General features: G+C 57.3%; 21 protein-coding genes. 2 read left to right on the plus strand and 19 right to left on the minus strand.

Annotated elements, in window-relative coordinates; genetic code table 11:
* Positions 1-2: 2 nt before the first annotated feature.
* The 4 genes from BLO50_RS05985 to BLO50_RS06000 form a co-directional block, all read right to left on the minus strand.
* A complete protein-coding gene (locus BLO50_RS05985; RefSeq protein ID WP_090249786.1) occupies positions 3-899 on the minus strand; it encodes a GNAT family N-acetyltransferase in 897 nt (298 codons plus the stop codon).
* Positions 899-2,740 (minus strand): lipid A export permease/ATP-binding protein MsbA, encoded by a 1,842-nt coding sequence (msbA, locus tag BLO50_RS05990; protein WP_090249789.1) that lies wholly within the window; start codon positions 2,738-2,740, stop codon positions 899-901. Before msbA ends, BLO50_RS05985 begins: the two co-directional genes overlap by 1 nt.
* Positions 2,737-3,927, minus strand: a complete 1,191-nt coding sequence (locus tag BLO50_RS05995) for an O-antigen ligase family protein (RefSeq protein WP_143003804.1) — start codon at positions 3,925-3,927, stop codon at positions 2,737-2,739. The genes msbA and BLO50_RS05995 overlap by 4 nt, the downstream gene beginning before the upstream one ends.
* Positions 3,928-4,013: 86 nt before the next feature.
* Positions 4,014-5,984, minus strand: a complete 1,971-nt coding sequence (locus BLO50_RS06000; protein WP_244152841.1) for an acyltransferase family protein — start codon at positions 5,982-5,984, stop codon at positions 4,014-4,016.
* 134 nt (positions 5,985-6,118) lie between these two features.
* Between BLO50_RS06000 and BLO50_RS06005 the strand changes: the two genes are divergently transcribed.
* Together BLO50_RS06005 and BLO50_RS06010 are read left to right on the plus strand one after the other, a co-directional pair.
* Entirely contained in the window at positions 6,119-7,195 is a 1,077-nt protein-coding gene (locus BLO50_RS06005) for a hypothetical protein (protein WP_090249794.1), read from the plus strand.
* A complete protein-coding gene (locus BLO50_RS06010) occupies positions 7,185-7,802 on the plus strand; it encodes a lipopolysaccharide kinase InaA family protein (protein ID WP_090251296.1) in 618 nt (205 codons plus the stop codon). Before BLO50_RS06005 ends, BLO50_RS06010 begins: the two co-directional genes overlap by 11 nt.
* Here BLO50_RS06010 and BLO50_RS06015 read toward each other — a convergent pair.
* The 15 genes from BLO50_RS06015 to ilvE all read right to left on the minus strand — a co-directional run bounded on the left by BLO50_RS06015 (position 7,784) and on the right by ilvE (position 23,107).
* Positions 7,784-8,881: a glycosyltransferase gene (locus BLO50_RS06015; protein ID WP_167354434.1), complete on the minus strand. Its 1,098-nt coding sequence runs from the start codon at positions 8,879-8,881 to the stop codon at positions 7,784-7,786. The genes BLO50_RS06010 and BLO50_RS06015 overlap by 19 nt on opposite strands.
* Positions 8,882-8,923: 42 nt before the next feature.
* Positions 8,924-9,877, minus strand: coding sequence for a glycosyltransferase family protein (locus tag BLO50_RS06020; protein WP_090249799.1), 954 nt, complete (start codon positions 9,875-9,877; stop codon positions 8,924-8,926).
* Positions 9,878-9,882: 5 nt separating this feature from the next.
* Complete coding sequence (locus BLO50_RS06025) at positions 9,883-10,572, minus strand: glycosyltransferase family 25 protein (protein WP_090249801.1); 690 nt, start codon at positions 10,570-10,572, stop codon at positions 9,883-9,885.
* 48 nt (positions 10,573-10,620) lie between these two features.
* On the minus strand, positions 10,621-11,331 hold the full coding sequence (locus BLO50_RS06030; RefSeq protein ID WP_167354435.1) for a CatB-related O-acetyltransferase: 711 nt from the start codon (positions 11,329-11,331) through the stop codon (positions 10,621-10,623).
* Complete coding sequence (locus BLO50_RS06035) at positions 11,328-12,458, minus strand: glycosyltransferase (RefSeq protein WP_090249807.1); 1,131 nt, start codon at positions 12,456-12,458, stop codon at positions 11,328-11,330. The genes BLO50_RS06030 and BLO50_RS06035 overlap by 4 nt, the downstream gene beginning before the upstream one ends.
* Positions 12,445-14,199, minus strand: coding sequence for a carbamoyltransferase family protein (locus BLO50_RS06040; protein ID WP_090249810.1), 1,755 nt, complete (start codon positions 14,197-14,199; stop codon positions 12,445-12,447). Before BLO50_RS06040 ends, BLO50_RS06035 begins: the two co-directional genes overlap by 14 nt.
* A 14-nt stretch (positions 14,200-14,213) precedes the next feature.
* Positions 14,214-15,674, minus strand: coding sequence for a lipopolysaccharide kinase InaA family protein (locus tag BLO50_RS06045; protein ID WP_090249813.1), 1,461 nt, complete (start codon positions 15,672-15,674; stop codon positions 14,214-14,216).
* Complete coding sequence (locus BLO50_RS06050; RefSeq protein ID WP_090249815.1) at positions 15,674-16,417, minus strand: lipopolysaccharide kinase InaA family protein; 744 nt, start codon at positions 16,415-16,417, stop codon at positions 15,674-15,676. The genes BLO50_RS06045 and BLO50_RS06050 overlap by 1 nt, the downstream gene beginning before the upstream one ends.
* Complete coding sequence (locus BLO50_RS06055; protein WP_090249818.1) at positions 16,414-17,148, minus strand: lipopolysaccharide kinase InaA family protein; 735 nt, start codon at positions 17,146-17,148, stop codon at positions 16,414-16,416. Before BLO50_RS06055 ends, BLO50_RS06050 begins: the two co-directional genes overlap by 4 nt.
* A complete protein-coding gene (locus BLO50_RS06060) occupies positions 17,145-18,110 on the minus strand; it encodes a glycosyltransferase family 9 protein (protein ID WP_090249822.1) in 966 nt (321 codons plus the stop codon). The genes BLO50_RS06055 and BLO50_RS06060 overlap by 4 nt, the downstream gene beginning before the upstream one ends.
* Positions 18,111-18,917 (minus strand): lipopolysaccharide core heptose(I) kinase RfaP, encoded by an 807-nt coding sequence (gene rfaP, locus BLO50_RS06065; RefSeq protein WP_090249823.1) that lies wholly within the window; start codon positions 18,915-18,917, stop codon positions 18,111-18,113. It abuts the gene before it with no gap.
* The gene (locus BLO50_RS06070; protein WP_090249826.1) at positions 18,914-20,035 is read right to left on the minus strand and encodes a glycosyltransferase family 4 protein; all 1,122 of its coding nucleotides are present in this window, start codon (positions 20,033-20,035) and stop codon (positions 18,914-18,916) included. The genes rfaP and BLO50_RS06070 overlap by 4 nt, the downstream gene beginning before the upstream one ends.
* Positions 20,035-21,036, minus strand: a complete 1,002-nt coding sequence (gene waaC, locus BLO50_RS06075) for a lipopolysaccharide heptosyltransferase I (RefSeq protein ID WP_090249828.1) — start codon at positions 21,034-21,036, stop codon at positions 20,035-20,037. The genes BLO50_RS06070 and waaC overlap by 1 nt, the downstream gene beginning before the upstream one ends.
* Before the next feature lies 1 nt (position 21,037).
* The gene (waaF, locus tag BLO50_RS06080) at positions 21,038-22,072 is read right to left on the minus strand and encodes a lipopolysaccharide heptosyltransferase II (protein WP_090249831.1); all 1,035 of its coding nucleotides are present in this window, start codon (positions 22,070-22,072) and stop codon (positions 21,038-21,040) included.
* Between the two features lie 111 nt (positions 22,073-22,183).
* Positions 22,184-23,107, minus strand: coding sequence for a branched-chain-amino-acid transaminase (gene ilvE / locus BLO50_RS06085; RefSeq protein WP_090249834.1), 924 nt, complete (start codon positions 23,105-23,107; stop codon positions 22,184-22,186).
* Positions 23,108-23,124 lie beyond the last annotated feature (17 nt).

The following is a 23,124-nucleotide window of genomic DNA, read 5'->3' on the forward strand; positions in this document are numbered from 1 at the left end:
GATTACACCTGATAAACCGCAACGCGGTTACACCAGCGATCTTTGTATTCGCGATCAGCCCGGCCAAAGGAATAACGCAGGGGCTTACCCAGCGCGCGCGCCTCGCTCCAGGCAGTCTGCGTATTGATAAAACTCAGCACGCTGCCAGGGCTGAATTCGCGGTTTTGCGGATCAACCCCACCGTTGATGTATTCCAGACTGACCCACTTCGGCGCCTCGACGCGATACAGCACTTGAATCGCCACCGGCTTGTCGTTCAGATAAATCAGCGAGCCGGTCATAAAGTCGCGCATCAGGCTGAACACCTCCGTCAGATGCGCCTTTCCGGTGGCCTCAAAGCCCCAGCGTCGTTGAAACAGATCGGCATAAATCAGCGCCTGCTCGGCAGCGGAAAGCTCCAGCATCGGCCGAATCACTCCGCCCGCCTCTTCCAGCAAACGCTGCTCGCGACGCTGGTTGTAGCGAAACTTCTTGCTGTATTCCTCAGGTTCACGGGCCAAGGCCAGGCCCTCGGGCTGCTCACGCAGCGTGCTGATCGCACCGGCATTCAGCATTGAGATATAGCGACCGCGATGACGCAGCGAGACCTTGGCTGACGGCGCTGCCGGAAGAATTAACTCCGCATTACCCAGGTCGAACAGGCCGCGTTTACCCTGCTGTTTGAGCACATCCTTGGACAGCGCCAGATGCCGCCCCCAAGTCGGAATCGCCGCCTGCAACTCCCCGCCCGAAAACCAGCCCAGGTAGCGCACAGCAATCCCCGCCAGGTCAGATAACCGCTCCAGCACCTGCGGATGAGTGGCAACACTGCCACCGAAATGCTTCCAGGCTTCGGCATAAGCAGCCGCATCAATCGACGCCCAGCCTCGTTCACGCCAGACACGCAGATGGTTGAGCATCAGGTGTTCGGCCCCACGCTGACATCATCAGCCTCAACAAAGTCCCGAGCATGCAACCGCGCATAGTAGCCATTCAACGCCAGCAACTCGCTGTGCGTACCACGCTCGACAATATGCCCCTGATCCATCACGAGGATCAGATCAGCCTTCTCGATGGTGCTTAGACGGTGTGCAATGACCAGAGTAGTACGCCCCTTCATAACCTCATCTAGAGCACCCTGGATATGTCGCTCAGACTCGGTATCCAGCGCAGACGTGGCCTCGTCAAGAATCAGTATCGGTGCATTCTTCAGCAGTGCGCGAGCGATCGCCAAGCGCTGACGCTGGCCACCTGAAAGCAGCACGCCGTTCTCACCAACAAGGGTGTCATAACCTTGCGGCAGCTTCTCAATAAACTCGGCAGCATAAGCGGCTTCGGCAGCCTTGCGTACCGCCTCCAGCGGAGCTCCAGCCAGATCACCATAGGCGATGTTGTTGGCCACACTGTCGTTAAACAGGGTGACATGCTGGGTCACTAAAGCAATGTGCCGGCGTAGGTTGAGCAGCCTGTAGTCCTCGACATCTACTCCATCAAGCAGGATCTGCCCCTGCTCATGGTGGTAGAAGCGCGGAATAAGGTTGGCCAACGTTGACTTTCCACTGCCTGAACGCCCTACCAGCGCCACCATCTGGCCAGGCTCGACGGCAAAGGTGATATTGCTCAGTACCGGTTTTTCCGAACCGAGGTAACTGAAACTCAGGTCACGCACCTCGAGACGACCACTGATGCACTCGCGTTCCTGGGTTCCACCATCTGTCTCGGGGGTCTCATCGAGTTGCTCGAAGATACTCTCGGCACCGGCCACACCCTTCTGGATGGTCGAGCTGACTTCCGAAAGCTGGCGAATAGGCTTGGGCAGCAGCCCGGCCAGAGTGATATAGGCGATCAGATCGCCCGCGCTGGCATCGCCGCGCAACAACAACACCAGGAACATCAGCACCGCCATGGCGCTGTAAATCACCAGCTGCAGCGAAGGGGTATAGACCGCATTGGTCTTGACCATCTTCAACTGCTTGATCTTGTTTTCCTCACTAGCCTCGGCAAAGCGCTGACGCTCGTAATCCTCGCCGCCGAAGCTACGCACCACACGATAGCCCTGTATGGTTTCCGAGGCCACATGGGTGACATCCCCCATAGACACCTGGATCTTCTTGCTCTGCTTGCGAAACTTCTTGCTGGTGCTGACTACCATCAGCCCAATGATCGGCAGAATTGCCAACATCACCAGGGTCAACTGCCAGTTCATCCACAGCAGGGTCGCAAACAGGAACACCACTGTCATGCCTTCACGCACAACTACCTTGATCGCATCGGTGGCCGCGCCAGTCACCATAGTTACGTTGTAGGTAATACGCGAAATCAGATGGCCGGAGTTATTGTTGTCAAAATAACGGTTGGGCAAGGTCAGCAGATTGCAAAACAGGGCGTTACGCAGATCCTGAACCAATCCCAGCGACACCTTGGCCAAGAAATAGTTGCCAAGAAAGGAACCTACACCCTGCCACAGTGCAATCACCACAATCAGTAACGGCACCGTCTGCAAAAGTTTTAAGTGGGCCAACCAGGGGGCATGCTCCAGCAGCCACGGCATCCCCGCAAACAAACTCGCCTCGGGATTACTCAGACCATCAACGAAGTACTTAAGTATGTAACCGAGCATCGGCTGGGTGGAGGCGAAGATCAGGAAACCCAAAATACTGATGGAAAAAAGCCCCCAATAGGGGATGACATAGCGCAGCAACCGAAAGTAAATGCCAAGGCTGGATGCTTCTGACCCGGAATCATATCGAGCTTCGTTCATAGACAACTCGCAACAGTAGGTGACATCGCAGCAGGGCTATCTTTTTCACGTCGTGCATTCAACGCCATCACCAAACCAATCGGCAGCCACACCACAAACCACTCAGCCCTGGGCGTTTCCCACTGACTGCCTGTATCGAACTGCAAAGCGACCACGGCAACCAGTAACGTGCCAAGCGCCAACTGCCCCTCTCTGGTTCGTCGCTTGGACCATGCAGAAAAAAACGCAAGAAGCCAGACCCCCACCCAGAGCAAAAAGCCCACTCCGCCCAGCTCAATACCCGTGTGAGTGAAACTATTGTGGGCATGATCGAAGCCTGCCGAAAAGTTATACGGCACGACTCGATAATCCGAGCCGACCCCCACTCCTAACACTGGGTTTTTCACGATCATATCTAGGCTCTCCAGAAAAATGTCCAGGCGATAAGATGTCCCGCGCGCCATCAGAATAGGCTCGAAAAAGATAAATCCCATACTCACACCACCTAACGCCAGAGCACAGATCAGCAAGGCATAACGGCGCTCGACACTCAGCAACGACATCGCGCAAAGGCCCACTACCAAAGCCAGTAATGCGCCTCGACTCTGCCCCATTGCAACGAACGAAACCCCCATTACCATCAACAAAGCCCAGAGCAGGCGTGCCCACCATTTTTTTGGATAAAAGCGACTTCCCCACACGACCGCCAGAGCTATCACATACCCCCCCAATATAGGATGTCCAATTTGTCCTATTCCCCATAAACGCTCGGTAAATGCGTGCATACCTACAATGTAATAGAGATAGAAACTCACAGGAAAAGCCAAAACAAGTAGAACGAAAGAAAAACCAAGTGACTTCCATATAGCCTGCTGCCTGTTCAGCCCCAGCAAGGTCATAGCGCACAAGAAAAGTCCTACATAGAATACTCGCTTCAATTCACGACCAATATCCTCAGACAGGCTCCAGAACACACTTAAGCAAGCCCATATCAGGAAAGCCCCAATTAAGAGAGAGAGCACGCGCTGCTGCAACCAAGCCTTCAGCAACTGAACGCGTAAAACAAACATGCACACAAATACCGGCAACCAAAGCAGCAAAACCAGCCCTTGCTGATAAAACTTATTACTAGGTGCCCAAGCAATACCCACAAGAAACCAGAAAAACCCAAGTACTAACATGTTCAATGCAAAATCAATACGCTTCACGTCCACCTCAAAAACTCAAAAATCACATCGAGCCGGTTCAAGCACGAACAAGAAAACGCCCTGAACCATTACGGTTCTGAATACGCCTATTCCCCAATTGATTGATCCTCGGAAGGCTTATCCATAGAAAAAATCTGCGAGAACAAGGGTACAAGTAAACGGTTACCGAACTCACTCAGATGATCGTCATCCACATAAAGCGGCGCTCCGCCCCGGGTACTTTGGCACGCACTGTCATCACAGAAATATGGCACAGGGTCGAGCAAGTGAATGCCACATTGCTTAGCTGCCTCATCCTGTAATGCCCTAACAAAAGCATGACGTTTCTCATATTGCTCGCGGCTAATCGACACCTCGACAGGTGAGCCACGCAACATTGCACGCCCAATAATCATCGGAACGTGAACAGGCATCTCTGGTACAGGCCTCAACACATAAACAGGGCGAGATTCTGCCACCTTGCAAAGGGTATCCAAGTAATGCTGGCGAAACTCTGCCTGAAACTTCGGGTCATTACCTGCACGCTGCTCGGAGAAATACACAATGGGGGTGGGAGATGGGTCGCTCAGGTCAAGGTTTTCCTCACTGAAAACATAGGCACTGGTTCGATTAATGATAATCAACGGTACGCCCGGGTAGCGCACAGCCAGTTCATCTGACACATCACGCACCAGCTTCTGACAACCGTCGTTATTACCCTTGGCCCAACTAGCCCCTTGAATAAATAAACAGCCGCTGTCTCCACGGAAATACACCCCTTCCTTGGCATTTGGTAAAGCCGCCGCAACGGCAGTGACGATGGCATCAGCATGGCTGTCACCTACGACCCAAACTCGCACGGAATCACCACCGAATATGCATTGAGCATCCATCTTGAGGCATTCGCTTTGACGCGGATTTTTGTTATCTCGCTCGAACTCCACGCGCGCAACATCCTCTGGAAGACGTTCAGGAAAGCCGCTACGCCGCACTGACATCGCAATAGCCAGAACAATCACCACAACGAACAGCAGCCAGAAAAAGCTGCGCCATGAACTGCGTTTAGCCAGCCAGCGACGTGTCGGCACCTCAACCAGAACATAAGAAATATGCCCCAATAGCAACGACCCCAGCAGACCAAGCACAACCCAGTACCAGACACTCTGATGGCTGAAGTAGACCAACCCGACAGCCAGGGGCCAGTGCCAGAGATAAATAGAATAGGAGCGAGTACCTAGCCATTGAGCCACAGCCGAGCCAGTCCAGAAAGACTCACGCTGCGCAAGTAAAATCGCCGCTGCCCCCAAAACCGGTACTAGGGCCAATACACCAGGCCAGGGCTGCGAAGCATCCACCAGAGTGATGCTCAGGATAATAAGAGCGAATCCCAAGCCCTCAACCCAACGCGCATGACGTATAGGTAACTGCCAGTGCTGCCCCAATAAAAACAAGCTACCGCCCAGCAAAAGCTCCCACGCGCGTGCTGGTAACAGATAAAAGGCCTTGTCAGGCTCAGTAAAAGTCAACCAGAGACAAGATACAAAAGAGCACAGCAACGCCAACAGGTGTATGCCGAGCAAGACTTTCGGGCCAGTGAAGAGTCGCTTCAGCCCCAACAATACCAAGGGGTAAAGCAAGTAGAATTGCCATTCAACCGAAAGCGACCAGGTGTGCAACAGCCACTTTTCGTGAGAAGCCACATCAAAATATCCGGCTTCTGACAAATACTGCATGTTAGAGGTGAACAACAAGCTCTCACGGGCGTGGCGCCCAAGGACCTTGTAATCGCTGGGCATCAGCAAAAACCAGCCAACAGCCAGCAGCACCAGTACCAACACCAGCAAGGCCGGAATTATTCGTCGCGCTCGCGCTAGATAGAAGTTGCCCAACGAGAAATTCTGCTTTTGCAAGCCACCAACCACGATTCCGGCCATCAGAAAACCGGAGATGACAAAAAACACATCAACCCCGGAAAACCCTCCTGGAAAACCCGGCACGGAGAAATGGTAGAGCACTACCGCTACTACAGCCCAGGCTCGCAAGCCATTAATATCCGAACGAAAACTACCCTGCGCCAAGACCAGCCACCTTCTTATGATTGAAAACGTCAAACCCGCTCAGTGTCATAAAGCCGCCCCCTATCCAAGCCCCCAGACAGGACAACTCAAGACGCGCTATTCTACACACCACTCAGAACCTAGTGCTTTCCCCAATGCCCCTAATACCTCAGCTAATCTACTTGGCCTTCGGCGCAGAAACCTACCAGCGCGAAGCTGTGTTCAGTATCGTTAGTGCCCTGTCACATGTCCCAACTGGCCAGACGCCTATGTTTGCCATCCAAGTTTTCACGGACGCACCGGCGCTCTATGCAAAACTGCCGGTAACCACACATGTAATCAATCCAGACTGGAGCGGCCCGCATGACTACCATTTCCGCATCAAGCATGTGGCGCTGCAAAAGATTCTGGAGGAGCACGACAAGGCCATCTTGATCGATACCGACACATTCTTCCGCAGCTCGGCTGAAAATCTATTTCAACGCGTCACAGCCGGCAGCCTATTATGCAATGCCATCGGCGCCCCCTTATCTCAAACAAAGTCCCTGAACAACGATTTGCTGACCAGCCTTAAAAGCTTGGGCTTGGCCGTCCCCGAACTACTCCAGACGAACTCCGGAGTAATCGGCCTGTGTAATACCGACAAAGCCTTACTGGATCGATCCATACAACTAATGGACGAATTACGCCCACTTGCCCCCGAACTCTATACCTTAGAAGAGTTATGTTTGGCGCTTGCAGCTCATAAACACCTCAAGCTCTGCGAATGCACCGATATCATCCATCATTACTGGAGTCGAAAAGCACAATTCCGAGCCAAAATAAACGCTTGGTATCAGAAATATCATCATGCGCCATTAAGCCTACAAGCCATGGCAGATGTACAACTGATAAATGACCGCCTGCCTCGCCCCCCACAACCTCGTCGCGCCCTGCAAAAACTGGCGACCACTCTCATTTCCAGCACATATCGTCAGTTCTTCCGCGAACTACTTTACGGTTGCCAGCGGTATGAAAATGAATTTGACCAGGCGTGCTCAGCCGTCTGGTGGGATAAAGCACTGGAGAATCTAAAAAGCCGGCAAACCCTGAGCATCCACGAGATCCGTAAGGCACTGGCTAACCCTATGCTCAAATGGCTTGCCGGAGAATATTATCTTTCCATGCACACCTACTTACTGAAAAAACTGAACAGGCCGATCTCGGCCGATGCCGCCAATTATGCTGAATAAACTGACTGACGCAGAGTTCGCCAAACTAATCGATAATGCCAGAGTCCTCGAGGGTGATAGCTTCGGCCCCAAGGTCTACCGTCTTGCAGATGGCAACATCCTGAAGCTTTTCCGCCGTAAACGTCTTTTATCCTCGGCGCTGCTACAGCCTTATTCCGTACGTTTTCTCGCCAATGCAAAAAGCCTGCACAAGCTCGGCATCCCGACATTAACCCCCCTCAGCAGCTTTCAACTGCAAAGGCCGGGCATGACTGCCGTGCTATATCAGCCGCTACCTGGAGAAACACTCAAGGACATCTACCTGGCAGAGCCTGAACGCCTGCGCAGCCTACTTCCAGAACTGGCGGCTTTTATCCGCAAACTCCACTGCCTGGGCGTCTATTTCCGCTCGCTGCACCTAGGAAATATCGTCCTCACCCCGAAAGGATCGCTGGGCCTTATTGACATCGCCGACCTACGCATTCAGCGGCGCGCACTTTCCAAGGCAAAAAGGAAGAGAAACCTGGCGCATTTCGAACGCCTGCTGAAAACCCTAGAAAATGCTGGGGACTTCCCTTTTATGGAGCTATCGACAGCCGTTTTGAACGATCACCCGGCAAGCAAATGACGATAGAACTGGGAAAACCGCTCCCAGGAAACCTCAGGAGACAACTGCTGGTACTGAGACGCTGCCAGCGCACTCAAATCCCCTCTCAAGGCCTTATCAATGGCCTTGCTCCACACCATAGGCTGGGCAACCGGCAACAGGGGCACATCACCCGGCAACTGCTCCCGAAAAACGGCCAGGTCACTGGCCAGCACCGGAACCCCGGCAATAACCGCCTCGGAGAGCACCAAGCCGAACCCCTCCTGCTCAGAAGGCAGACACACGAGATCGAATGCCAAAAGCAAACGCGAAGCCTGCGGATGATGACCGACTAGGTGCACCTGCCCCGAAATACCAAGCTCTCGCGCCAACGCCAATAACCGCGCATGCTCATCACCTTCGCCAACGATGACCAGACAATCGTCTGGGTGCTCCCGTAACCAGAGCGCACCGGCCTCAAGCAACAAGGCGAAGCCCTTTTCCGGCACCAGACGCCCAATAGCACCAATGACCCGCCCCACCTGCTCGGGAAGCCCGAGAACCCGCCGCGCAGTTGCGCAACTCTCCAATGAACCGCGCAAGCCATCGGGGTCCAGAGCCAAACGCCCGTTATGAACGTGACGGCCAATCTGCCCCTGAACCTCATTGGCCAGCGTTTGCGATACCGCGACCAGGGTTAATAGCTCGCTGGAATAGTTGCGAAGCATGGCGGCTTCTGCCGGTTTAAAGGTCTTGCTGCCATGGAAAACCACGATGACCTGCGTTCCAGCCAACCCATGTAGAAAGGGCAGAAGATAACCGGCGACCCCCATACCATCGAGAATCAAGAATCGAGGCTGCATCCGCTCAATGCGCTTGGCCAAAGCACGGCGATCGAAATAGCGGCAACACGCATAACGACCCTTGCCTTTCAAACGTCGAGAGGCGAGTCCAAGAGCGGTAACGTCCCCCACCTCAGCCAATACCCCTGCATCCCCCTCTGCCAGCACGAGGGTTGCAATCCTGGAATCCGCAGCAGAGAACCCTAGAATGGAGCGATGAACCATATGAATGGAGCTGAATGCAGGGCCACCGCTCCATACAACATTCAAAATATCCATTCCACCTGCCATCCAACTAAGCCTCGGAAAATCTAAGAGTTCTCACGCGAGGCCAAACCAGCGCAGCCAGCTAGCGCCCTGCTGCGGCTCTCGCAATGGTGCACGCATCGCTTGCGCCACTTTATGGCCAACCGCACGAAAGCTGAACTCCTGTTCGGCCAAATGGCGGCCATTATCGGCAATACGTTGAACCAACTGCTGATCAGCCCGCAATAGGGCAAGCTTCTCACGCAATTCGGCAACAGAACGATAGAGAACGAGGTTGTGCATATCCTTGAAACCCAGGCTGCAGTTCTCCACCTCACCCTGGTCGTATGCCAACAGCACACAACCACAGGCCATCGCCTCGAAGTTCTTGATCATGTACTCACCCATGCCCACATCCGCACTGACAAAGAAACGAATGCGATTGAGCATGTCGCAATAGTCCTGACCGGAGTTGGTTTTGGTCACCAACAGGTTTTCGACTTGCCCCAACTCATCCAGTAGCGCCTTGCGCCCACTATAGGCAACGCTCTTGGTGCTTCCGACAAAGGCCAGCTCGATATCGCGCTCGCGCCCCTGATGCTGTAGCAGTACTTGGTCATAGCCCTTGGGCACGAAGTGGGCGTCGAAGCCCTCATCGCAAAGCCGCCGAGCTACCTCGGCCCCCGAACTGATAATCCGCGCCCAAGGCATACGCCGATAATGAGCACTGAACGCTCCGGTGTATTTGCAAGGAATGTAATTCTGATAGGCATCATGCTCAAGAATGACCAAATTAGGCACGCTGCGAATGAACCGCCACTGACGCATTTCTTTCTTGAAGCGCAGGAAGAACAGAATCCGCTCATAACGCGTAACATCAACGTGATCACGGAAATAGCGCCGCAGATTCGCCTGCTCCTTGCTGCTCAACCAGCGCACTTCACAACTGTCACAGCCTTCGACGATACCGTCGTAGAAGCGATCCAAAATGGCTCGTTGCTCTGCCTGAACCAGAAAAAGAACCTTCATACGCCTTAAAAACCTCTACGCAAAAGGGTCTTCAGCAAGCCGCGCAATGCTTCCTGATACTGGCGTCGCCAGTTAGCCTCCCAGAAAGCCTCATCACACCCCTTACCACCGCCGCGAAACTGACGCAGGTCACTGGCGCAAGCACCTTCCGGCTGCTGCTGAGCAATCATCGGGAAACAACAGAAGCCTGCGAACATCTTGGAATAATAGTTATCTATACCTCGTCCGGAATAGTCGCCCAGCGCAATAACCTTACGGCACGCCTCGGTGGAAAGAATATAAGCATGCCCACCCTGGGCCCGCACCCTTGCGATGCCCGGCGTCCAGGTCAGCCAAAGCCGTCCAAGGTTGACTCCAAGGTAGAAAATATCGGGATTACGCTTGTTCAGAAAGCTGTTAATACGCGAAACCATGCGAGGAGCGAAGAACTCCAGGGTGGCATCGTCCTCAAGAATGAGCACACGCCGATAACCCCTCTGCAAAGCCAGCTCGGCACAACGCAGATGCGAGTTATAGCAACCTCGTTCCGGGTTCTCGTTGTCTCGCGTTACCAAAACATATTCGACATGGAGCCCAGAGCCGGCAAACTCCTTATCGAGCAAGGCGCGCCGATCTTCGCGCTCACGAACGCTGATACATAACACACCATCGACATCCAGCGCCGAAAGCTCCTTGGTTTTCCCCTCGCTACGCATAGGCACTCCTGAAAGATTCGCGCAACCCACAAGAGCCTGTACGGCCCCTCATGATATAGAGCCGGAAACCTGCCAGCAGGACGAAGTCAGACGTACAGACGCATACCCCCCTCCTTCTGGCTCGATAGCTGATACCTGCTCAAGGAACAATGTTGGCTGCTCAATGGGGAGTGCCAACAACTTCTCAATCGGCAAACACCACCACTGACTATCCAATAGCCTCTGGATTACTTCTTCAGAGTGACGATAACGAATGATTTTCGCCGGTGATCCCGCCACGATTGCATAGGGCGGAACATCCCTGGTGACGACAGAGCGTGTAGCAATCACGGCCCCCGTACCGACCTCAACACCTTCCAGAATCATGGCGTCACGACCAATCCAGACGTCATGACCAATTTTTGCCGGTTCGAACCTGGAGGAATAACTCAGGTGCGTACCCGAATGCGAGAAGGGGTGAGTGCTAACCCAATCCAGCGGATGCCCCGCACGATCGTGACCAATCACCGCACCGTTGCCGATAGAGCAGAAGCGACCAATCTCACTAACATTCCATAGCTCGCCGTCGCCACGCATGTAGGTCATGGCTCCGATTTTCAGGTTGCGGAAACCCATCTGCACATTGCGCAGTACAACGCCCTCCTCCAGAACCAGCTCTGCCCCCTTCTTAATATCCAGCAAGGAAGGAGAGAACTTAATTGCGCGTCGGCGCAGCCAGCGCCGACACTGGGAGTCCTTGAGCCGTTGAAACAGCTTCATTTTCCACCCCGTAAACATGATGCGAGCAATGGCAACTCGGTAAAACGTCGTTTGGCGGCATCATCGGAAAAACGGGAACGCAATGAGTCCCACACCCGCTCGTCCAAACCGCTCCCAACCCCATGCTGAAGTGCAGCAGCCAATGCTTGCGCATCCCGCAAGGGAAAGACCCTCCCCGCAGCCCCAATCACCTCGGGCGCTCCCCCGCAATCACTGGCGACCACCGGCACACCTGCTGCCATAGCCTCCAACAACACCATACCGAAAGGTTCATGGTCGGAAGTCAGAGCAAAAACGTCGAAGGCTTTAAAGTAACGACGCCCATTGGCAACCTGCCCGAGAAAACGCACCTGTTCCCGAACGCCCAACTCAATGGACAAAGCCTTCAATGCGGCTTCCAGCCGTCCACTGCCCATGATCGCCAGCAGGCTGCCGGCAGGTAGATGTGGCAGGGCCAGAGCAAAACCTCGGATTAGTGTGGCTTGATCCTTGTCCGGATGCAGGCGACCGACATTGCCGACCACCCACGCATCTTGTGGCAGGCCCAGATGCTCGCGGGCGTCCTCGCGGGATACCTGTTCAGCCTGCAGAGCTTCGACATCGATGCGGTTGTATAGCGCCTCGATACGCTCGGCTGGCCATGCAGGCAGGCAGGCACGCATATCGTCGCGCACAGCATTGGAAACCCCAAGCAACGCCAGACGCTTGCGAAAGAAGTTGGCAAAGAGTTGGCGGGAACGGCGTTTGTAATCACCGAAGGCATGATGGACGCCAATCACAGGCAGGTTGCTTCCGAGCAATGCAACGTAGATCGGTTTGAAGCGGTGCGCGATACATAGGGCAAAGTCACGCGAGGCGGCGATCCGCTTGAGATCACGAATGGCCGAGAGCTTCAGGCCGCGCACCTGGCGACTGGAATAATTGAGAAAGATCACCTCGTCAGAGGCGGAACCGGCCTCGACCTCTGTGCTAGGAGCACCGGTCAGATAGACTGTACAGACCTTATAGGGAGTACCGGCAAACAGCACGGCGTACTGCCGCGCGCAATCGAGAAAGGGGCCGTCATAACCGTGGCAGAACTGCAGTATCCAGCGTTGCCCGCCCCCTGTCGCCTCAGACGTTGTCATACCAATCCTTGCCGTCCTTGACCACCAAGATGTCTTCCATGATCAAGTACTGCAGATCCGAGCCGTAGAACATGTTCAATGCATCGGTCGGCGAGCAGATCATCGGTTCGCCACGGCGGTTGAGCGAGGTGTTCAGCGACACGCCGTTGCCGGTGAGTTTTTCCAGCTCCAGCATCATGTCGTAGTAGCGCGGGTTGTATTCGCGCTTGAGCACCTGGGCGCGCGAGGTGCCGTCTTCGTGCACCACTTCGCCGACACGGGTCTTCCACTCTTCGTTGACTTCGAAGGTGAAGGTCATGAACGGGCTCGGGTGATCGACCTTGAGCATCTGCGGGCCGACGGTGTCGAGCATCGACGGGCAGAACGGCCTCCAGCGCTCGCGGAACTTGATCTGCTCGTTGATGCGATCCGCCACACCGGCCACGCTTGGGCAGCCGATGATCGAACGACCTCCGAGAGCGCGCGGACCGAACTCCATGCGGCCCTGGAACCAGGCCACCGGATTCGCGTCGACCATTATCTTGGCGATGCGCTGCGGCATGTTGTCGATGCGCTTGAACACCGGCTTGCTGGGGTGACGGGCGCACGCGGCGATCACGTCTTCGTTGGAGTACGACGGCCCGAGGTAGACGTGCTCCATCTTCTCCACCGGCACGCCGCGCTGGTGCGAAATGTAGGCAGCCGCACCGACCGAAGTACCGGCATCACCGGACGCCGGCTGGACGAACAGCTCTTTGACGTCGTCGCGGGCAATGATCTTCTGGTTCAGCTTGACGTTCAGCGCGCAACCGCCGGCGAAAGCGATCTTGCCGGTCTCGCGGATGATGTCGCCGAGGTAGTACTCCATCATCTCCAGCGCCAGCTTCTCGAACAGCGCCTGCATGCTGGCCGCGTAATGGATGTACGGATCGTCGGCGATGTCACCCTGGCGTTTCGGGCCGAGCCACTCGATCAGCTTGGGCGAGAAGTAGTAGCCCTTGCCGTTTTCCTTGTAGCGGCGGAAGCCGATGACGTTGGCGTAGTCGGTGTTGATAATCAGCTCGCCGTTCTCGAACTTGGCCAGGCGCGAGAAGTCGTACTTGGCCGCGTCACCGTAGGGCGCCATGCCCATGACCTTGAACTCGCCGTCGAGCATCTCGAAACCGAGGAATTCGGTGATCGCGCCGTACAGGCCGCCGAGGGAATCCGGGTCGTAGAACTCCTTGATCTTGTGGATCTTGCCGTTCTCGCCGTAGCCGAAGAAGGTGGTGGCGTACTCGCCCTTGCCGTCGATGCCGAGGATCGCGGTCTTCTCGGTGAAACCCGAACAGTGGTAGGCGCTGGCAGCGTGGGCCAGGTGGTGCTCGACTGGCTCGATCTTGATCTTCTTCAGGTCGAAACCGAGCTGCTCCAGGCACCACTGAATCTTCTTGTGGTAACGCTTGTAGCGACGATTGCCCATCAGGATCGCGTCGAGGGCGCGGTCCGGTGCGTACCAGTAGCGTTTGGCGTACTGCCAACGGGCCTTCTCGAAGATGCTGATCGGGGCAAACGGAATGGCCACCACATCAACGTCAGACGGTTTGATCCCCGCCTGCTCCAGGCAGAACTTGGCCGACTCGTAGGGCATGCGGTTCTTCGCGTGCTTGTCGCGCACAAAGCGCTCTTCTTCGGCGGCCGCGATCAACTTGCCGTCGATATACAGGGCGGCGGATGGATCATGGCTGAGGGCGCCGGAAAGGCCGAGAATCGTCAATGCCACTGGTTGTGCCTCTTTTAGTCTGCTGAGCCGACGACGGGCGTCAGCGGTAAACGTTGGTCGAGCAGTTTGAACAGCTGAGAATCCGCCGGCCAGTTGCGCAAGAAACGGGCGCGGTCGCGGGCATAGGCCCTGGCGAAACTGCGCGCGCTGCGATGCTGTTGCATGGCGTCGAGGTCGATCAGCGACCAACACGCCAGTCGGTCATCCCAGAACAGGTTGTGCCCCTTGAAATCACCGTGGCTGATGCGTTCGCGCAGCAGCGCGGCGAACAGTCGATCAAGCGCCAACAGATCGCTTTCCGGGGGCGATCCGTCGTGGAACGCCTGAAAACGCGCGATTATATCCTGCCCGCCGCAGTATTCGGTAATCAGGTAGGCACGCCCGCGCAGCCAGCACCAGCGCCGCTCTAAGACGGCCAGTGGCTGTGGTGTGGCGATGCCCAGCAACTGCAGGCGATTGCCTTCGACCCAACTGTGCCAGGCGCGGCTGGGCCGCCAGAAGCGCTTGAGCCAATGCGCCAGGCTCTTCACGTTATAGCGCTTGACCACCAGCGGCCGACCTTGCAGTTGCACTTGCGCCACGGTGGCCGCACCACCGGTTTTGTAGATATGGCCCTGCTCGGTGAGCTGATCCAGATTACTCAATAGCGGCTGCAGCTCAGCCTGCTTATCGCGGCGAACCACCTGAAGACCGAACGCACCGACTTTTGCGGCGAACAGGCTGCAATCGCGGGCGATTTTCTTCAAATAATCGCGCAAACGCCATTGGCGAACTTTTTCCACTTCTTTTAGCAACGCTTCCAGCGGCAAGGCATGTTCGCCGTTAGCCAGCAGGTAATGCACCAGCAGTTCTTCGATAAACGGCGTCAATTCGGCGGGTAGCTGGGCGAAGAACACCCCAAGGTTTTCTAGCACCTTGGCGCGCGACAGCGGTTTACCTGCCGTTTCAACCTGCACACCGCCGCCGTCGATAACAAACAGCTGGCCGTTATGCCGCAACAGGTTGTCCAGATGCAGGTCCGCCTGCCACACCCCCTTGAGGTGCATTTGCGCGATACTGACCAACGCCTCGGCCAGCACCGACTGCTGATCGGCACTCAGCAGCGGCTGATGCTCCACCGCGCGCCAAGCCTCCCACAGGCTTTCGGCACCTTGCAGATACTCGAACAGCAGCCAGCCGCCCTCACCGTCACGCAGCCCATCCGCCAACAGCTGCGGCGTATTCAGCCCTTGCTCCGCGAGCAGAAGAGCACCGTCACGCTCGCGCTGAAAATGTCGCGCAGCCTTGTTACCCACCAGCAGCTTGGCCAGCACTGGCTGGCCGCACCATTCGGCCACGCCGACATAGCGTTGGCCTGGAAGTACACGCAACCAACGCTGCACACTCAGACCAGTCAGGCCACCCGCCCCCGTCACGTCAACAGTTAGTGGCAAGGCCGGCGTACGACCGGCCTGCGCGAGACTCGCCAGACTCATCAGCGTGACTCCTTATTACGCCGACGCGCCCCGACTCGTGCGCTCCAGCGCTCGAGATCCGCATCAGGACCAAGGTAGGCCGCCAGCAGGATCTGAATATCCGCCGCCCCCCAGACATTCGCTCGGCGCAGCAATGGCTCCAAGTCTTTAATCCGATCGCGCTCGCCAAACAACAGCGGCCGGGTTTTCTCCAGGTCGATCAACTGCGCGTCGAAACCAACCGGTGTTTCGCGCAGGAAAATATGCTTGGGGTAAAAACAACCATGCATCTGCCCAGCCTGGTGCAGACGCCGCGCCAGTTCACCACACGCCTTGAGAATGGCCACACGACGGGCCTCTGCCAGCGCTGGCCAACTGGGCAACCAAGTATCCAGATCCTGCCAACCATCCAACGCGCGGGTCAGCAGCACTGCGCGCTGCTCGCCAGGCAATTTACGCTCGGCAAAAAATGCTGCCTGCAATGCGGGAATCCCCAGCGTCGTGTAGCGCTGAATATTGCGGAACTCGCGGGCAAAAGTTGGCTCACCAAACGGATGACGCAGGGTTCGGGTCAGGTGATTGCTCTGGCGCTTAAGGTAGAACGCCGCATCGCCCAGTTCGAGCCGGTAGACGCTGCTCCAGCCGCCACGCTCCGTATTGGGCTCATCAACGGCTTCAAGTTTTAGCGCCCACAGCGCCTCAAAACTGGCAAGACCGTGGTGCTCCAGCAGGGCACGGTCCTGGGCGGCAATAAAAGCACTCATTCCCGGCCCTCAAAAAACGCAACGACCTGACGAATGCGCTTCTTGTCGGAAGCATTCAAGCGCTGACGACCACGGTACTGAAGGTAAAAACGCAACCGCTGGGAACGTGAAAGCACCTTGTGGGCGACTTTATCCAGGCATGCCAGATCCTTGATGATGCGGTAACGCAGCAAAGGCCCCCACCAAAAGGTTCCAGTCGGGCAATCAATGAAGAACAGCTCACCGCGCTCATTGACCAGCAGGTTGCGCCACTTCAAGTCATTGTGGGTGAAATGGTGATCGTGCAGCGCACGGGTGCCCTTGGCTAACTGCTGACTGACCTGCATAACCCAACGGGGGTCGCTCAACCGCGCATCCTGCCGATTGGCAATTTCGGCCAAATCAAGCGTGCCCTCAAGCTCGCGGGTAATGAGCGCCCCGCGGACAAAAGCCCCCATCTGGCGCTCAAGCCCATAGGCCACAATCGGCGCAGTGGGGATGCCCCACTTGGCGAACAACTTGAGGTTTTGCCACTCCGCTTTAACCCGAGGACGACCAAGGTAACGCCGTAGGCCTTTGCCAGCGCCCCAGTAGCGTTTGACGTAATAACGCACCCCGCCAAACTCCACACGAATGACCTCAGACAAGGGGTCAGAGGTCAAACGCTCACCTTCAAGTGCAAATACGGCCTCAAGGGTTCCGAAAGCGCCGAGCAAAATCGGATCGTGCAGGTCATGTTTCCACGCTGTCATGCCTGCGTCCTGTTTAAGTCAGGCAGCGCACTGACGATGCGGCGCAACGGAATGAACGGGCGCCAGACTGTTTTGCCCAGCCATTTGAAGCTCAGAACCGGATTGATCACGCTATTGAGTTCATTGAAGCCGGGCCGCCAAGTGAAATCGGTACGCCGGCGCGTAATGGTGAATGTCCGCAACCCCAGCAGTGAACCAAGATGCCCGCCACCCGAATCATTACTAATGACGATGGCGCATGTCAGCAAGAAGTCGACAAGCCCTTTCAAATCAGTGAACGCATGCACATGATGGCCTGGGTACTGTGCCTTTAAGGCTTGCTGCTCAGCCGGAATACCGACGAACTCGACCTGCCAGCCCCTGGCAACCAAATGGCGAGCAAGGCGGCGAAACCCAGACGTTGAGAAATTCTTACTGGCATGCGGCGTGGTCGGGAAAATGGCCACACGCCGCACCTCCGCGCCGGTTTCACGGGGCGGAACCTGTAACCCCGCTATAGGCGTGGATAGATCAAGCCCCAAGACCTCTTCGGCGTACAGATCGATCCACTGCACCATGGTCTTGCCGGCTTTCGGGTCGCGACAAATCACGTTGTGCGCCCCGTCAATGCGGCAATCATCAAGCCATACAGGCGGCGGCTCGGACCTGAGCTTGACGGGAAGCTTCTTACCGGCGAGGTACGCCACATTGCTGAGAGGAGCATCAACGTACCAATCAATCGCACAGATAACAAAATCGTTACAACCCGCCAGTGCAGGCACATCCGGCGTGCCCCCTAGAATGTCCAGCCCAGGCAGGTACTCGCTCACTGATGACAACGATACTGAAGCTAAGGTGACCTTCGCACCCGCAGCCTGGAGACGCCAGGCAAGGCGCAAGAACAGCGTGGTATCGCCCAACGCAGGACATGGAACCAGTGCAACCCTCACTCCCGGGCCGATCAACGCCTTCTTCTCCGACATCTACAGTCGATCTCCATAACGCTGTTTGCGGCCGTACAATTTAGCCGCCTTGGATTCCAGCCAAGCGAGCAGACGACCTTCTTCCTGAAGGATTTGCCGCAAGGGTTGTTGAAAATAACCACGCAGAAAACGCAGCTTGTCACGCCGGGTCAGGCCGATATCCAGCACGGAGAAATACAGCGCAGCCAGGTCTTTGTTGCGCCAGCGCAAGGGCAGCTGATTGCGCACCTGAGCGCGGTGCAGGTCGATTACTGACAGGCGGAAATCGTCGGCGGTTACCGGCTTGTCGGTGTGCAGCAGAAAGTGACAGATATAGCAGTCGCGGTGGTTAACACCGGCGCGATGCATATTACCGACCATGCTCGCCACGTCCTTGATCAGCGCCCACTTGAGGCGTGGCTCGGGCGGTTGTTGCGCCCAGTTCAAGCTGAGTTGCTCGAGGTCGGTAGTCGGCGCCAGTTCTTCGGTGACGATAAACGAATGCTGCGCCGCTGGGTTGCTGCCGCGTTCGCCGTAGGCCACGGCGGTCATGGTCGCCACACCGACTTCGGTCAGACGCTGAATGGCGTCCCACTCCTGACGCGCACCAAGCACCGGCAGCTTGGCGGTGAGCAGGTTCTTGACGATCTCGCCCCAGCCGATGCCGCGGTGGATTTTGACGAAGTAACCGCGCCCGTCGACTTCGGTGCGCAGCGTGCGGCGGCCTTCCAACTCACGGTACACCTGCCCCTGCAGAGCCTCGACGGCGACAAACGCATCGCGCCCGGCCCACAGGCTTTTAAAGGGTTCAGCCAGTACCAGCTTCATGGACGTGTCGCCAGAATGATGTCGGCCGCATGCTGCGGCATGGAATACAGATCGGCGCTATCGGCGTAAGCCAAGCCATTGCGCGACCAGAACGCGCGACGCTGATCATCGGCCAGCATATCGGCGAGCAGATGATTGAGGCGTTCCTGCTCGAACGGACTGGCCAGCACCCGCCCGGCATCCGCTTCGGCAATGTAGTGGGCATAGCCGCAGACATCCGTTACCAGCACTGGCAGGCCGGAGACCAGCGCCTCCAGCAGCACGGTGCCGGTGTTCTCGTTGTAGGCCGGGTGGATCAGCAGATCGGCACCCAGCAGGAAACGCGGAATATCGCTGCGCCCCTTGAGAATCTGCACCTGATCGGACACACCCAGCGCCTTGGCCTGCAGCTGGAACGAGCGCGGATCGTCCTGACCGATGGCGATCAGTCGGGTGCGTTGCTTCAGCTCGCGCGGCAAGGCGGCAAGGGCTTTGAGGCTGCGATCCAGCCCCTTGGTCTTGAAGCCGGAGCCGATCTGCACCAGCAGCAGGTCGCTATCCGACAGTTTGAACTCGGCGCGGAATTCGGCACGAATTTCGGCGGCATTGGCCGGCGCGCGGCGGTCTGCAGCGATGCCCGGCGGCAGCAGGTGAAAGCGCTGCAGCGGGGTGTGGTAATGCTTGATAAACAGCGGTTGCTGCACTTCGGAGATCATCAGAATCTCGGTCTTCGATTCGGGGGCGAATACCGCACGCTCGTAATCGGCAAAGTGCTTGTAACGCCCCCAGCGCTTGTAAAGCGGGTTGCGCAGAGTCTGCGCCTTGTCTTCATAGCAACCATCGGCGGCGTAGTAGACGTCCAGGCCGGGCATCTTGTTAAAGCCGATCACCCGATCCACCGGACGCTTGGCCAGGTCCGCCTCGACCCAGGCGGTGAGCTTCTCATTGCGTTTGTGGTTGAACAGCGCCTTGACCGGCACCACCACCACCTCGAAGCCCGCCGGCACTTCACCTTCCCAGATCGGTGTGTAGACGCGAATGGCATGGCCACGCGCCTGGCACTCCAGGGCGATGCGCATAAAGTCGCGCTGCAGGCCGCCGAACGGGAAGTACTTGTAGAGAATAAACGCGAGCTGCATCAGACAACGTCCTCGGCCAGCAACAGGGCCTGCAATTGTGTGGCGACACGCTCGGCATCCAGACCGTCGAAACAGGCTTTGTGTCGATCACCCGAACCAGCATTCGGCCCTGTGGCGCACAGGTGCACCTGACCACGCCCATAGGCACCTACGCGCCCCGGCAGGGTCGGGCCGTATAGGGAAATACTCGGCACATCCAACGCAGCGGCCAGGTGGCCGAGGCCGGTATCCACCGCCACGCAAGCACTGGCTCCGGCGATTACCTTGGCCACACCTGCAAGATTTAATTTGGGCAACACTGCAGCGTTTTCAATGCCGGCGGCGATCCGTTCGGCACGCGCCTTCTCGATTTCATTGCCCCAGGGCAGGCGCACCGCCCACCCCTGAGCGCTCATCTGCTCGGCCAGCGCACGCCAATCGGCTTCCGGCCAGTGCTTGCTTGGCCAGGTGGTGCCGTGCAGAAACAGCAAGTAAGGCTGCGATACGGAGTCGGCCAGCTGAGCGCGGTTCAGGCCGTAGTCGCCGACGCCTGCTGGCAGCGCATAGCCCAACGCCTGGGCGAATAGCTGACGAGTGCGCTCAAGAGCATGCTGCTCGCGCGATACTGCATAGCCTCGGTCATAGAAGCGACTGGCCAGCGGCTCACGCGCGGAATCGCGGTCCAGACCAGCGACTGGCGCCTTGACGTAACGGGTCAGCCAGGCGCTTTTCAGCAGGCCTTGGGCATCAATCACCAGGTCGTATTGGGTTTCACCAAGCCGCTGCTTAAAGCGCTTCCACTCGCCATTTTTCAGGGTCTGCCAGAGGTTTTTGCGCCAGCGGCGAATCGCCACCGGGATAACCTGTGCCACGGCTGGGTGCCAGGCGGGAATCTCGGCAAACCCCTCTTCCACCACCCAGTCGAACTGGATGCCGGGAATCGCCCGCGCAGCATCGGTGAGCGCCGGCAAGGTGTGCACCACATCGCCCAGCGAGGAGGTCTTGATCAACAGTACCCGCAAGCTATTCAACCTCGACCGGGTCGCTGACCAGGCGATCCAGCGCCTCGATCACCGGGCGCGGCTTGAGCTGACCCAGGCAGTTGTAGTGACCGAAGCGGCAGGTGCGGTCGAAGCACGGACTGCATTCCAGGCCCAGGCGGACGATTTCCACCTGCTCGGCCAGCGGCGGGGTAAAGCCCGGCGAGGTCGAGCCGTAGACTGCCACCAGTGGGCGATTCAGCGCCGCCGCCACATGCATCAGGCCGGAGTCGTTGGACACCACGGCGCCGGGGCAGGACAGCAGGTCAATCGCTTCAGCCAGGCTGGTTTCGCCAGCCAGGTTCACCGCTTCCTCGCGCAAGCCAGGAATCAGCCGACTGCGGATGTCTTCGCCGACCGGGTGATCGTTTTTCGAGCCGAATATCCACACCTGCCAGCCGGCGCGGATCTTCAGTTCGGCGACCTTGGCGTAATGCTCGCTCGGCCAGCGCTTGGCTTCACCAAACTCAGCCCCTGGGCACAGCGCCAATACCGGGCGATCCATGCTCAGGCCGAACTTGCCCAGGGCAGCATCACGGCTCTGCGCATCGATCTGCAAGACGGGGCGTGGATAAGGCTGCGGCAGCGCGGCGCCGGGCTCGAAGGCCAGTGCCATAAAGCGCTCGATCATCAGCGGGTAGCGCTCTTTGTCCAGCGTGCGGATATCGTTGAGCAGGCCGTAGCGCAGCTCACCCTTCCAGCCCGTACGTTTGGGGATGCCAGCGAAAAACGGCACCAGGGCCGACTTAAGTGAGTTAGGCAACAAAATCGCCTGATCGTACTGGCCAACCAGCGATTTACCGATCTTGCGCCGCGTGGCCAGCTCCAGCACGCCGTGGCCGAGCGGAAAGCTCAGGGCCTGCCGAACTTCGGGCATGCGCTCAAGAATCGGCCGGCTCCACTCGGGCGCCAGCACATCGATTGCGCAACCGGGATGACGCTGTTGCAGGCACTGAAACAGCGTCTGCGCCATCACCATGTCACCCACCCAGCTGGGGCCTACGATCAGTATTTTCATGCCACTTCCAGAAACGACCAAGGAGGCTTTCGCCTCCCGGACAGACTAAACGCTCGACTATCAGCCTAGCCTGCGGGCCGAATGCAGCAGCATCCAGCCCATGCGAGGCAGTTATTTGACCAGCGTGCGCCACTCAGCGTGGGCATCGGTTTTCCCCGTCACCAGATCAAAATAAGCGGTTTGCAGCTTCTCGGTGATCGGCCCGCGACGACCTGCACCGATCTGCCGGCCATCGACTTCACGGATCGGCGTCACTTCGGCGGCGGTGCCGGTAAAGAAGGCTTCATCGGCGATATACACCTCATCGCGGGTAATGCGCTTCTCGACCACTTCAAGGCCGTGTTCGGCTGCCAGGGTCAGAATGGTGTTACGGGTGATGCCATTGAGGCAGGAAGTCACTTCCGGGGTGTAGATCACACCGTTTTTGACCAGGAAGATATTCTCGCCCGAGCCCTCGGCCACGTATCCTTCCGGGTCCAGCAGCATGGCCTCGTCGGCACCACCGGAGATGGCTTCCTGCAGGGCCAGCATCGAGTTGATGTAGTTGCCGTTGGCCTTGGCACGGGTCATCGAGATGTTCACGTGGTGGCGGGTGAAGGAGCTGGTACGCACCTTAATGCCAACCTGCAGGGCTTCGTCACCCATATAGGCGCCCCAGCTCCAGGCTGCGACGATCACCTGGGTTTTCAGACCACTGGCGCGCAGGCCCATGGCTTCAGATCCGTAGAACACCATCGGGCGGATGTAGGCGCTTTCCAGGTTGTTCTCACGCACGGCGGCGCGGGTGGCTTCGTTGATTTCGTCTTTGCTGAACGGAATCTTCATGCCCATGATGTGGGCCGAGTCGAACAGGCGGTCGGTGTGCGCTTGCAGGCGGAAGATCGCCGTGCCTTGCGGGGTGTTGTAGGCGCGTACGCCTTCAAACACACCCATGCCGTAGTGCAGGGTATGGGTCAGCACGTGGGTGGTCGCGTTGCGCCACGGCACCAGCTCGCCGTCATACCAGATCACGCCATCACGATCGGCCATCGACATAGTTGCCTGCTCCTCAC

The organism is Pseudomonas peli, assembly GCF_900099645.1.
Taxonomy (GTDB): domain Bacteria; phylum Pseudomonadota; class Gammaproteobacteria; order Pseudomonadales; family Pseudomonadaceae; genus Aquipseudomonas; species Aquipseudomonas peli.